This is a genomic window from Clostridium chromiireducens, from assembly GCF_002029255.1.
In the GTDB taxonomy this organism is placed as follows: domain Bacteria; phylum Bacillota; class Clostridia; order Clostridiales; family Clostridiaceae; genus Clostridium; species Clostridium chromiireducens.
Genome location: NZ_MZGT01000004.1, coordinates 13,509 through 27,356, shown reverse-complemented (window position 1 = coordinate 27,356; position 13,848 = coordinate 13,509). Strand labels below are relative to the sequence as shown.

Below are 13,848 nucleotides of genomic sequence, written 5' to 3'. Positions count from 1 at the left end.
TTTTAAATAATCACACTCCGCAAATCCATGCCTCATACTCATTAACATCATCTAACATATATTCAAAACCTAATTTAGAATATTCTAAGTTGATTTCAGCCATTTCTTGATACCCGTTTTTCATTAACATCTCAAAATCAGCTGAAAATCCTTCGTTAATATATTGTATTAACGATTTCTCCATAATTCCACTACTTTTTTTAATTTTATTACTTTTTATATTTTTGTTTTTCATAATATTTAGATTGTTTATTGACATATTTTCTCCTCCATAGCAGTAAAAAGTTCTTATTACTATGATTATATTGCAAATTATGTCAATTTGTCAAAGGATTTGTATTACTCAATTACCATGTTATGGCTAATTACATCCTTTTACTTTCTATTACAATTTTATTTTCCTCAATTTATATATGTACGCTTGATTATATCCTTTTTCAGCTTTGTTTATCATTGTATAATGTTAATGTTGGCTTGACTCAATTTTTACAATTCCTTTTAATTAAAATAAATCATCACTTAAGCTTTTTTCTTTTTTAAAATCTTTATAGTTAATTATTATTCTTTCCTTTCCACTATCATCTAAAACTTTCAACAATACTGGAGCTTCTTTATTTTTATCAATATAAAATTCCGCTTTGCTTAAATGCTTATTTTGACTTTGATATTGAATGTTAACTTGTAAATATACCCCATCACCCCATTCTGCCTTAACCTCTTTAATTTCATCGATTTGTGAATTTGATAGTATATTCTCCATAAATGCTAGTGGATAAATAACATCTATATCTTTTTCAATGGTATATTCATTATCCTCATTTCCTTCAACTCTAATTTCTCCACCATTGTAAACTTTAACTCTCCCTGACCCTTCCTGAAATTCTATTCTGGATCCTTTATCTGCGCTATGGTATTGCATTGTGCTTTCCTCAAATTGTGCCTTTGAGTTCTTAAATACATAATCTACTTTACTGCTATAATATTTTGTATTCTTCAACCCATTTATTATGTCTTCATTTGACGGCGTAACTACATGTCTTCCTAAAATCACCACCAGTATTATAAACACCGGAATCAACAAAACAGCACCTATTATTAATATCTTATTTAATATATTGTTTTTTAAATTCATAATTCCTCCAAATATTATTAGTACATTAATACTATTTATGAAAAGTTTGGAGAATTTATTCTTAATTAAATAATAATACTGTTAATTTCTTTAGGTAATTCTTTTATAATATCTCTTGCATTTACTATGTAAACTTCTTTTCCTAATTTATCAGCTATGTTACCATGAACATACGCACTAAAAAGAGTAGCTTTCTCTAAATCAATTCCTTGTGAAAGAAATGCATTTATTATTCCTGTCAATGCATCACCCATGCCGCCTGATGCCATTTTACTGTTTCCTGTTGGATTAATATAAGTATCTCTTCCATTTGAGATTACAGTATTATATCCTTTTAACAAAACAATTATTCCGTATTTTTCGGCAACTTCTTTTGTTATGTTAACTCTGTCTGACTCCACCTCTTCAATAGTCTTTCCTAAAAAGCGGGCCATCTCACCTGGATGTGGAGTAATAACTGCTCTTCCCCTTAAATTTCTTAATAATGCTTTATTATTCCCTATTAAGGTTATTCCGTCTGCATCAATTACAATAGGACATTTACTATTGTTAATTACTTGCTTTAATAGCCTAGCTTCTTCTTCTCCCGTTCCAATCCCTGGCCCAAAAGCGATAGAATTCGCACTTTTAATGATCTCCACCACATTGTTATTGTCCCAAGTTAACGTCATAGCCTCTATGAGCTTACTTGATAATGCCATCTGGACTTCTTTATTGCATAACAACGTAGTTAGGCCTGCACCTGATCTAATAGTGCATTCTGTAGTAATGAAAGCAGCCCCTGTAAATCCCATTCTCCCTGCTACTACTAATGCTCTTCCATAATTCCCTTTATGGCCATAGACTTGCCTTTTAAGAAGTAATTTTTTATACTCCTGACCTTCTAAAATCCAGACTTTTTTAGAATTATTGTTTTTTATAAATTCAGGAATACCTATCTTTAGCACGATAACTTCCCCAATAAAATGGACCGCTTTATAATTTAAAAATCCCTGTTTGATGACTTCAAATGTATAAGTAATATTCGCTTTAACAGCTATTCCTCTTTCAATTCCTAAATCACAATCTAACCCTGACGGAATATCTATTGACACCACAAACTTAGCGTATAGGTTTACATACTGTATAATTTCCTTAAACATTCCAGTTAGGTCTTTATTAAGACCAACTCCAAAAATCCCATCAACTACCACATCATAGCTCTTCAAATCATCAATAATATACTCATTTATGTCATCCTCTGACTTAATAAATAAAATATCTTTAGCATTAATTATGTGTTTTAAGATATTAAAATTAGTCTTAAAATCTTCTGTGTAATTTTCATCCCTACTTACAATATGAATCCGTACTCGCTTTCCTGCTTCTATTAAGTGTCTACATAATGCTAGGGCATCACCCCCATTATTGCCTTTACCACATAATATTAGAAACGACTCACCTTTATCCATTAACCCTCTAAATAGACCTATTGCAGCATTTTCCATAAGTATAATCCCTGGAATTCCCACGCTATCAATACTCTGTTTATCCATTTCTCTACACTGATTAGCCGAAAAAATTTCAAACATTATATTACCTCCATAACTGCATATGCTATTGCATTTTCTTTGTTATGTGAAATACTAACGTGTATTTTGAGTTCTTCTTTTATACCTAATAGTGTATAAACCCTGTCACTCAAATTTACAATCGGCTTTCCTAAATCATCTCTCAATACCTCAATATCTTTCAATCCAAACCCTCTAATCCCTGTTCCCATCGCCTTGCTAATAGCTTCTTTAGCCGCAAAGTTTCCAGCTATTACATTCCCTTTTAACCCTTTTAATTTAAAGTACTCTACTTCATTACTTGTAAATGATCTTTCAATAAAACTACTTGTTCTCTTTATCACTTTTTCTATTCGACCAATTTCTATTATATCTGTCCCAATTCCAATAATCATAATTTATCGCCTCTCTTAGTAATTTTATACTATGATACTAGCGTAAATATTCAATTATTTCTATACTTTTATTCTAATTTATAACTTTTTCGTCCACTCCAAGATCAAACTCATAAGCATGTTCATCTGCATAACTACCAACAATATCAATTAGATGTACTGGAGATACTTGATTACTATATAATTTCATAAGTAATTGCTTTACTTTATGCCTATGAATTGAAATTATATCTATACTTTCTCTTTCTAAATTAACACTTTTCAACCCAACATAGTCTTTTCTCTCGATTTCAATACCATATGCAGTTATTCCCCTAAATTCCCTTTTTGTGAGTCTATAAGCATATCTAAATTCCACATCCGAATCACTATTTATAGATGTATACTCCTCCCTCAATCATAAATCCTATTTACATACCTATACTATCACATAATATATTAATAAATTGTCAAAGCCTGTCCATGTTTTTAAAAATTATATTTTTTTTATTGACAATAAAACTTCTTGCTTTTGCTTTTACAACATTTAGATCTCCCATACTCTCTTTATTAAAATATGTTTTGTCGAAACATGATAATTATTGAATATAGAATCCTTAATTTAGATATTATTTCTCTGATATAATATAACATTTTTTAACAACAATCATTTATTATCATTTTACAAATAAAAAAAGAGCTTTTAGCTCTTTTTTTACCTCATAATCTCTTTTTTTGTCTCACCATAATTGAAAAATAATTCCTAGATATCGTTTACATATTTATTATAACACATTCATATATAATTACAACACTTTTTAATCAAATATTTTATTATTCTACATTTAATATCATTAAACATAGAATAATATTTCTATTTAGAGGACTTTATCTAAGGACTTTTTTTATAATTTCCATTACCTTAGATAAATTCCATTATCCACATAAATTATTTATTAATTCTCTAATACTTGATCTTGATTTTTCTTATTTTCTAAGAATTTAAAATCTTCTGCAACAACTTCTGCTATATACTTCCTATTTCCCTCCTTATCTTCATAACTACCTGTTCTAAGTCTTCCACTTAAAGTTATAAGACTTCCTTTTTTAACATATTTAACTATCACTTCAGCTTTTTTACCCCAAACCTTAATTGGTATAAAATCCGCTTCTCTAACTCCATCAGGTAATCTAAAATTCCTTTGCACAGCAATTGTAAATTTAGTATAGATTTTATCTCCATTCTCAGTGTGCCTAAGTTCAGGGTCCTTAACTACTCTTCCTAATAATATTATCTTATTCATTTTTTACCTCCTGAATATTTTTCCTCTAAAGTTATACCCATTTAAAGGATTTATATTCAATAAAATAAAAAATACTTCTAAAATCTATAAGTAACGGTTTCTATTTTTAATTTCAGCTATAACAAAATTTATTTCTACTCCTAAAATAAAAATGACCGATATTAGAAACAGCCAAGACATAAGTATAAATACCGCACCAAGGCTCCCGTAAAATCTAGAGTAATTACTAAAGTTATCAATATAAAACGAAAAAATAAAAGATACCAAAACCCAACCTAATGTACTAAATATAGAACCCGGAAAAACTTCCTTCCACCTAAGCTTTTTAGCTGGCGCTAATCTATAAATGCTTACAAATATAAATATCATTATTACAAATATAAAAGCATATCTAAAAATATTCCATATAATCAGCATTATTCTATAAAATGGCCTGATATTTCTTATATATTCACCTATTACATTACCAAATACCAACATTGTTAATGCTAGCATAATTGTTAAAGCTAACGCTAATATTCCCATCATAGAAATAAAAGAAAGCCTAATAAATGATCTATTTTCTTTGAAATTATAAGCTTTATTTATGCTTTTAATTATAGCCTTAAAAGCAGATGAAGATGTCCATATCATTAATACAATAGATATCCCTAATAGTCCTGTATACTGATTATCAAACACTTCCATGATTGTTGATTGAGTTAACTCTATTACACTTTTAGGTAACATAACACTTAATTGTCCTAATATATCGCCAGAACTCAAATTGCTAAATCCAATTAACGTCATTAAAAATAACATGAATGGAAAAAATGATAATACTAAATAATATGCTAATTGAGATGCCAACGCAAAAACATCATCCTTCTTTACTTTTACTATAAGATGTATCAATAAATCTAACTTATGTTTTGTAGTTATCATAAAATCACCAATTCCTAATTATTGTCTATAGCTAAAAATTTATTTAAGATATAATACTTATTTTATTCTATTTTTATATTTATATGTAGTTTTATAAATATAAAATAATTCTCTTTAAAATCAAAATATCCTCATTTAAAAATGATATAGGTATACAATCAAAGAGTTTAGTCTCTATATTTTGAAATATATAATATACTAGAATAAAAAGTTATTCTGTTGCTCAGTGTTGCGTTAAAAAAATGGATATGAGATTTCTTCAGTAAAAGTTGTTCCATTCCTGCATGCTCCCGAGCTGTATCTCAGGAGCATGCAGGAATGGTTAAAACTTTTACTGGTAGAAATTCATATCCATTTTCTAGCAACCGAAGCGACAGAATAACTTTTCTTTCGGCAAACTATATTTATAAACCCAAGTTATATACTGATTATGTATACTAATTCAGTTTATTATTTAGAAATTCTACTAAATTATTTACTGTTGCCATATCCTTTTTCTCCAAATCTGTAGGCTGTAATCTCAAACCAAAAACTTCTTCAATTTTTAATAAAACTTCTATAATTCCTAATGAATCAAGCAAACCAGCTTCAAATAAATCCTCATCCTTTTCATCCCTAATATCATCATTACCACTTACTTCTATTAATATATTTAACACTTTTTCTTCCATAACTACAAATCCCTCCTACTATAGTACATAAATACAATTTTATTTGATGTGCATAATCACTCTAATAAAGATAAACATTTTCACTCTATATTAATTAGTAATTTCTGAATTACCAGACATATTATTTCAACTAGGAGCCAAATAAATATCCTGAAAATAATAATAGCCCAAAGCAAGCTATATGAAATGTAGCTACTATTTCAATATACTGAAACCATTTTTCTTTTTTATGCGCTTTATAAAACTTTGATTTCCTCTGATATATATCTGTTCCTACTAAAGCCGCCCCCTGATAAAGTCCATATATAATATAGAACCACTTTAAATCATGCCAGGCTCCCATAATCAACATAGTAAGCAACTGTCCTATGTGAGATGCTACAAATCTATTTTTAAATCTCTTTTTTCTCATACTGTTTAGCACAAATCTAGAATATATATAGTCTCCAAACCATTTAGATAAAGATATATGCCATCTAGTCCAGAATTCTTTCATATCCTTGCTCAAAAATGGTTTGTTAAAGTTCTCAGGCATCCTTATTCCCAAAATATAACTTGTTCCCACTGCAAAAGCTGTATAACCTGCAAAATCAAAGAAAAGATACAGGCTGTATGCATACATATAGTTTAAGGAACTGCTGAACGTTATATGTTCTGAAATCTTACTCATCCATAATGCATTAATTAAATTTGCTAAAATAAATTTATATACAATACCTCTAATTATGCGCTTTATTCCATGATATAAATATTCATTAATATATTCGTTTCTACTTATCTTTCTTTCTAGATCATCTTCAAATCTTCTTGACCTATCAATCGGACCCGAAATCAATGTTGGAAAAAACAAAAAGAAATATAATGTTTTAATAATACTAACTTCTTTAATGGCTTCATCATATATCTCAATAATCATTTGTATAGCCTTGAAATTTAGATATGAGAGACCTATAAACCCAATACTTCTTTCAATTGTAATAGCAGATACTTTGAAAATAATTACTGGCGACATTGACAAAAATAAAACTATATAATATAAATACTTGTTATCTGTTTTTTTTCTTAAAACAGAATAGCCTTTAATTAATACAATCTCTCCAATTAAAAACAGCGGAAATATTTTACCCATACCCATAACTGCTATAATCATTAAAATCGATATGAATACTCCATAATATTTAATATTCTTTTCTAATACTCCCAAAATAACCGCTGGAATCAGAGCAAGCACGAGCACATACAGATAAAAATAATCACCGTATTGAACTAATGTCATTTTAAATCCTCCATAAGTTTCTTTCTGTCTATCTTACCATTTGTATTTAATGGGAATTCTTTTACAATCTTTATATTTCTAGGTATCATATATGATGGTATAAACTTTTTCAACTCGCTTTTTATAAGAGTCGAGTTTTTTAAATTCGATAACTCATTATCTTCATTTAGAACCACAAACGCTGTTAAATGCGAGATTTTATGTTCCTCGTTAAAAACTGGAAAGACTACTGTATTTTTTATATTTGTTACTTTTCTTAAATTATTCTCTATATCTTCAATTTCAATTCGGAATCCATTTAATTTTATTTGAAAGTCTTTTCTTCCACAATAATATATTATCCCATCTTCATAATATGCTAAGTCTCCAGTTTTATATCCCTGATTTCCTGCTTTATCCTTGAAAAATGCCTTATCTGTCATTTCTATATTATTTAAATATCCCTTACTAACACTGTTCCCAATTACAACAAGCTCGCCTTTTTCCTTTGGTTTTAATCTATTCCCTGACTCATCTATTATACCTAGCTCACAACTATCAATCGGATATCCTATTGGTATTCCTTTTTCTGACTCTATCATATTATTATCTATTTCTATGGCTGAAATTAGCACTGTAGCCTCTGTCGGTCCATAACCATTTATAATTTTAACGTTAGGAAATTTATTCATTAACTCTTTAACTAATTTTTTAGTTAATACTTCCCCTGCAAAAACAAATTTTGATAATCCACTTATTCTCATACTATTGAAATCATCAAATGTAACGCAAATTTCCGCTAGTGCAGGAGTTGATACCCAATGATTTATATTCGAACTTGCTAGCTGCGTAAATAGTGATTTTAAGTCTTCTAATGTATCTTTATTTAGAGAAAATAATGTTTTACCATTACCTAAACCAATAAAAATAGGAATTACTGAAACATCAAAAGAATACGACACTTGATTTAAAACTTTTTCTTCGCTGTCATCAAACTCTAAAAACTCTTCAAACCATATTACAAATGTATCAATATTTCTTTTAGTAATTTGTACTCCTTTTGGTTTTCCTGTACTTCCAGAAGTAAACAATATATAACAATTATCCTCATCCTTAACCCAAGTTTCCTTAGATGCCAATTCGCTAAAATAAATATTTAGAATATCTTCTATCTGATCTCCCTTTACTTCTAATGCTGAATCTTCTTCCAAAGAAATATTAGTAAAGTTAAATATAACTTTAGGCTTTACCTCCTCTATAATTTCTCTCACTCTGTTTTCTGGAAATGTAATGTCTAGAGGTATATATGCTCTACCTGACTTTAAAGCTCCCATCATTACAGGTAATATATAATTATCCTTATTACCATATATAATAATTGGAGTTCTATCCTCGCCAAATTCTTTTAATAAATACATTGATATTTTATCTGAGTATTCTTTTAATTCTTTATAACTTAAGCATTTATCTAAACATTCAACTGCTATTCTATTAGTTAGTGCGAATCTTTCAATACTTTCTAATACTTTCATAATTTCATCCCTCTACCCTATTAAAATTGACTATATACAAATGGCAAATCTGATGCCGAATAGAAAAAGTATACCAATAATGCTGAAATCAATACAGTAGTAAATATTACTCCCCTATTTAAATCCTTATTGCTTATTAAAATGCTTATAAATTTCTTCACTTACCTTAAGCCACCCTTCTTTTCCTAGATGTTTTGCATCTGTTAAGAATTGTTTTTTATAATCATATTCATGCAAATCAAGAACATCAAATCCATTTTCTCCAGCTATATTTTTAACGGTTTTGTAATACTCATCCCTTTTATCTTTAGTAAGCTCTACATAATCATAATACCATCCATTAACTGGTGGCAACACGATATATGGTGCTATGTTAAGATCTTTACAAACACTTAAGAAGAATTTATAATCATCCATTTCTTTGGATTCCATAAGGTTTTCTGACTTACTCTCACCTCTATGCTTATCAATTTCTTCTTTTAAATTTTTATTATAATATTCATCATTTAAATTAAATTGATTGGTAGATATTATTTTATTATTTTCCTCATCAATTTTTGCATATTCTTTATTCCAGTCAATTTCTCTTAATGTTTGTCCATCTTTTTTATTTGGTAAATCTTTGAGCTCATTATAAATTAATGCTTTATCTTGAATATTTAATAAATATTTTTTGGCTATATAGTATGGTTCAAATGCAGCCTTCTGAATATTTGCAAATACGCCCGAATCTAGATAAAGTTTTGCATAATAGGCCTCTGCCGGGTACTTTTTAGCTTTTGTTAAAAAATCATATACTCTCTTAGCATAGTATTCCTTATTTTCCTTGCTTATTCTAGAATTATTTAAAAATGCATAAAATTGTGTTTCCGAAAAATTAACCGCAAAATTATAAGGTTCCACAGCATTCTTATCCTCAAACCATTGAATTGAAAGAATATACACAACCTTTTGTTTATCTTTTATATCTCCTCCACCCAAATAGGCAGCTTGCTGCAAATTTTGAGAATACGCTCTTCCAAAGCAACTGAAATTATATTCTGCTCCCTTAAAAGGAAATAACTTCAATGGGTTTTGAGGTACATCAACTCCCATTTCAGAGGAGCCAAGCATAAATAAATCTCCTGCATCCGATAGCAGTTTCTTATCTAACGAGCTTTTATCTTTTATGTTATCTGAAAATTTTTTTCCCATTAAATTAATATCTTTTTCTTTTATTAACACATTTATCTTTTCATCCAATACTGAATTTATTAAAGTTGTTATAAAAACAGCTATTATCATAGGTATCAATATACTAAGTACTTTTTTCATTTTATAGTAACCTCTTTGTCGTTAAACTATGGCAAAATTATAATATTTAATATTTAAAGTTAATTTATTCTATACTTATAATATTATTCATTTATAGTGGTGTCAACAAAGCATTCATTAATATAAAAAATTTAATATTAAATTAAGATATTTGAAAGAAACTAAATACCAATATCTTTATTAAAGAATATTTACTATCTTTACTAATGTGTATATATACTTTTAATAATAAATCAAATATATAATATTTAGGTAGGTGTCTGCGAAATGCTTAAAGTAGCAACAAAACACAAATAGAATACATATATGTGAAGCAGGCAGTGAAATTTTTCACAGTACTGCAGAACATATATGTATTCTATTTCGCTTGTTCATTTCTTCACTTTGAGTATTTCACAAACTATAATTTATAAATCTTTTCTCTGTTATTCGTAACATTCTTAGTTGCATTCCTTGTATCATATACAACCTTAGCTCTAGTTACGATTGATTCATAATCATAGCAGCCATGATTTGTTGTTATAATAACTATGTCCGCATCGTCTATAACCTCTGTCCAGTCTACTGAATGATAAACTTTACCTTTATACTTCGATATTGGGCAATAAGGATCATTTACCATAAGGTCAGCACCATTCTTTTCTAATAATTCTATAACTTTAAATGCTGGTGATTCTCTATAATCATCAATATCATTTTTGTATGCAACACCTAATAATAGAACTTTAGCTCCATTTAGTGCCTTCTTATTCTTATTTAATATTTTCATTACATTATCTAATACAAACTCAGGCATCGAATCGTTTATTTCTCCCGAAGTTTCAATTAATCTTGTATGATAATCATACTCTTTAGCTTTCCATTCCAAATAAAATGGGTCAAGCGGAATACAATGTCCTCCTAAACCTGGACCTGGATAAAACGGCATAAATCCATAAGGCTTAGTCTTTGCTGCATCTATAACTTCCCATACATCTATTCCCATTCTGTTACAAAGAATAGCCATTTCATTAGCTAAACCAATGTTTATATTTCTAAAGGTATTTTCTAAGATTTTTTCCATTTCAGCTACAGCTGGTGATGATACTGTATGAATATCACCTTCTAATATATTTTTATATAGTGCAGCTGCAACTTCCGTACAGTCAGCTGTGCATCCTCCAACAACCTTTGGAGTATTTTTGGTGTTAAATTCCTTATTACCTGGATCAACTCTTTCTGGTGAAAATGCTAAGAAAAAGTCTTCTCCACATTTTAGTCCACTCTCTTCTAGAATTGGTTTAAGGACCTCTTCAGTCGTCCCTGGATATGTAGTACTTTCAAGTATAACAAGCATCCCCTTGTGTAAATATTGCGCTACACTTTTTGTTGAATCTACAACATATGATAAATCTGGTTGCTTATATAAATCTAATGGAGTAGGTACACATATACAAATAGTATCAACATCTTTCACGAAGCTAAAATCTGTAGTAGCTCTTAAAATCTTATCCTTAACTATTTTTTTTAAATTTTCATCTACAACATCACCAATATAATTCTTACCTTCATTAACCATATTTACTTTTTCTTCTTGAACATCAAACCCTATAGTTTGATAACCTGCATTAGCTTTTTCTACTGCTAATGGTAATCCAACATAGCCAAGTCCAACTACGCCAACTTTTGCAGTTTTATTATTTATTTTATCTAATAATTGTTGTTTTAACATTTTATACCTCCTGTAATTCACAGCTACAATATTTATTAACAACACAACTTATAAAGTTAATCCATGCATAATTATATTATGTTGCTAATAATTACAATAATCCTTTATCACTATATACAGTCAACTTTTTCTTTATCTTTGCTATATTTCTTTCCGCAAACACTACATATTGCCTGATTATCCTTAAACCTTAGCTTTTCTCCACATTGACACACATATCCCAGCAAGCTCGCTGGATTACCTACCACCAACGCATAATCAGGTATATGTTTTGTAACTACAGCTCCAGCTCCTATTAAAGCATACTTTCCTATGTTATGACCACATACAATCGTTACATTGGCACCGATAGATGCACCTTTTCCAATTATGGTATCCTTATATTCATTTTTTCTTTCAATAAAGCTTCTTGGATTTACAACATTAGTAAATACACATGATGGTCCTAAAAATACATCATCTTCACAAATTACGCCTGTATAAACAGATACATTATTTTGTATTTTTACTCCATTTCCAATTTTCACTCCGGGTGATATTACGACATTCTGTCCAATATTGCATTTTTCACCTATTTCACAATTACTCATCACATGAGAGAAATGCCATATCTTTGTTCCATCACCTATTTTAACATTATTATCTACATAACTTGACTCATGTACAAAATAATTCTTATCCATAAATTAATCCTCACATTCAATCTTAATACTATGCTTTTATACTTTCAACTATATAATTTATCTCATTTTCTGTTAACTCTGGATAAACTGGTATTGCAAATGTTCTATTTGATAAGTATTCTGCAACAGGCATATCACCTTCCTTGTAACCAAGGTCTTTATATACCTTTTGTAAATGTAATGGAATTGGATAATACACTCCTGTAGCTACTCCTTTTTCTTTAAGCCTACTTAACATAGACTCTCTATCATCACTTTGAAGCACATATTGATGATATACAGTTTCATTTTCCTTATCAATAGTAGGTACTACTACATTTGAGTCCTTTAATTCTCTATCAAATATCTTAGCGATTTCTCTTCTTCTTTCATTCCAAACATTTAAGTGCGGAAGCTTAACTCTTAAAATTGCCGCTTGAATAGCATCAAGTCTTGAATTAAATCCAATCAAATAATTATAATATTTTAATGGATTATATACAGTGTCATCTCCGCCTTTGAAAGTTTCTACTTCTTCTGTTATGTTATTTAGTAAATTGTATGCTCTTTGCCCATTTTCTCCACTTCCATGTGTTCTTAGTGCCGTTGCTATAGTAGCAATACTATCGTCATTTGTAACTATCATTCCACCATCACCGGCACACGAAAGATTCTTAGTTGGGAAAAACGAAAAACAAGCCACATCACCTAAAGTTCCTACCATTCTTCCTTTATATTTGGAACCTACCGCTTGAGCTGCATCTTCTATTACTTTTAGTTTATATTTTTTTGCTATTTCATTTATTTCGTCCATTCTAGCACTTTGCCCAAAAATATGGACTGGTATAATAGCTTTTGTCTTTTTTGTGATCTTTTCTTCTATCTTAGTCGGATCTATATTAAATGTTTCCTTTTCAACATCAACAAAAACAGGTGTTGCACCCACTGCTGAAATAGCTTCTGCTGAAGCAAAATAAGTAAATGTTGAAGTTATTACTTCATCTCCATTTCCTATTCCTAAAGATTTTAATGCAATAACCAACGCATCAGTTCCATTTCCTACCGATATGGCATGCTTAACTCCTATATATTCCGCAAATTCTTTTTCAAATTCTATTACATTCTTACCCATAATATAATTTGCAGAAGAGAGTACCTCTTTAGTTACTCTATCTAAATCTTCAGCAATAGACTTATATTGAGCTTTTAAATCAATTAATGGAATGTTCATTTTCCTCGCTCCTTAATTCTACTTCAAATATTATTCTTATTTACTCATAATAATTAGAATTCTCCACATTTTGAAAAATTCTTGGTTGTGTTAATAACTAAATTAAACTTATTAAATATCATACATTTAATAATAGTACATTTTATTCCACAAAACCAACATGAATATTTTAACATACTTAAATAGAT

General features: G+C 29.1%; 14 protein-coding genes. All 14 read right to left on the bottom strand.

Going from position 1 to position 13,848, the window contains the following annotated elements; translation table 11 throughout:
* Positions 1-10: 10 nt before the first annotated feature.
* Positions 11-259 (bottom strand): hypothetical protein, encoded by a 249-nt coding sequence (locus CLCHR_RS01830; protein ID WP_079437954.1) that lies wholly within the window; start codon positions 257-259, stop codon positions 11-13.
* Positions 260-502: 243 nt separating this feature from the next.
* Positions 503-1,132 carry a germination lipoprotein GerS-related protein gene (locus CLCHR_RS01825; protein ID WP_079437953.1) on the bottom strand — a complete coding sequence of 210 codons (630 nt, stop codon included), beginning with the start codon at positions 1,130-1,132 and terminating at the stop codon, positions 503-505.
* 65 nt (positions 1,133-1,197) lie between these two features.
* On the bottom strand, positions 1,198-2,703 hold the full coding sequence (locus CLCHR_RS01820) for an NAD(P)H-hydrate dehydratase (RefSeq protein ID WP_079437951.1): 1,506 nt from the start codon (positions 2,701-2,703) through the stop codon (positions 1,198-1,200).
* Positions 2,703-3,077 (bottom strand): holo-ACP synthase, encoded by a 375-nt coding sequence (gene acpS, locus CLCHR_RS01815; protein WP_079437949.1) that lies wholly within the window; start codon positions 3,075-3,077, stop codon positions 2,703-2,705. Before acpS ends, CLCHR_RS01820 begins: the two co-directional genes overlap by 1 nt.
* Before the next feature lie 73 nt (positions 3,078-3,150).
* Positions 3,151-3,474: a DUF6514 family protein gene (locus CLCHR_RS01810; RefSeq protein ID WP_079437948.1), complete on the bottom strand. Its 324-nt coding sequence runs from the start codon at positions 3,472-3,474 to the stop codon at positions 3,151-3,153.
* Positions 3,475-4,012: 538 nt separating this feature from the next.
* Positions 4,013-4,360 carry a single-stranded DNA-binding protein gene (locus CLCHR_RS01805; RefSeq protein ID WP_079437947.1) on the bottom strand — a complete coding sequence of 116 codons (348 nt, stop codon included), beginning with the start codon at positions 4,358-4,360 and terminating at the stop codon, positions 4,013-4,015.
* Between the two features lie 84 nt (positions 4,361-4,444).
* Positions 4,445-5,284 (bottom strand): YihY/virulence factor BrkB family protein, encoded by an 840-nt coding sequence (locus CLCHR_RS01800; RefSeq protein ID WP_079437946.1) that lies wholly within the window; start codon positions 5,282-5,284, stop codon positions 4,445-4,447.
* Between the two features lie 437 nt (positions 5,285-5,721).
* Entirely contained in the window at positions 5,722-5,955 is a 234-nt protein-coding gene (dltC, locus tag CLCHR_RS01795) for a D-alanine--poly(phosphoribitol) ligase subunit 2 (protein ID WP_079437945.1), read from the bottom strand.
* A gap of 130 nt (positions 5,956-6,085) precedes the next feature.
* The gene (gene dltB / locus CLCHR_RS01790; protein WP_079437944.1) at positions 6,086-7,231 is read right to left on the bottom strand and encodes a D-alanyl-lipoteichoic acid biosynthesis protein DltB; all 1,146 of its coding nucleotides are present in this window, start codon (positions 7,229-7,231) and stop codon (positions 6,086-6,088) included.
* A complete protein-coding gene (gene dltA / locus CLCHR_RS01785; RefSeq protein ID WP_079437943.1) occupies positions 7,228-8,742 on the bottom strand; it encodes a D-alanine--poly(phosphoribitol) ligase subunit DltA in 1,515 nt (504 codons plus the stop codon). Before dltA ends, dltB begins: the two co-directional genes overlap by 4 nt.
* 126 nt (positions 8,743-8,868) lie before the next feature.
* A complete protein-coding gene (gene dltD, locus CLCHR_RS01780; protein WP_079437942.1) occupies positions 8,869-10,056 on the bottom strand; it encodes a D-alanyl-lipoteichoic acid biosynthesis protein DltD in 1,188 nt (395 codons plus the stop codon).
* Positions 10,057-10,456: 400 nt separating this feature from the next.
* A complete protein-coding gene (locus CLCHR_RS01775) occupies positions 10,457-11,767 on the bottom strand; it encodes a nucleotide sugar dehydrogenase (protein WP_079437941.1) in 1,311 nt (436 codons plus the stop codon).
* A 110-nt stretch (positions 11,768-11,877) separates the two neighbouring features.
* Positions 11,878-12,450 carry an acyltransferase gene (locus CLCHR_RS01770; protein WP_079437940.1) on the bottom strand — a complete coding sequence of 191 codons (573 nt, stop codon included), beginning with the start codon at positions 12,448-12,450 and terminating at the stop codon, positions 11,878-11,880.
* 28 nt (positions 12,451-12,478) lie between these two features.
* A complete protein-coding gene (locus tag CLCHR_RS01765; protein ID WP_079437939.1) occupies positions 12,479-13,660 on the bottom strand; it encodes a DegT/DnrJ/EryC1/StrS family aminotransferase in 1,182 nt (393 codons plus the stop codon).
* Between the last annotated feature and the right edge of the window lie 188 nt (positions 13,661-13,848).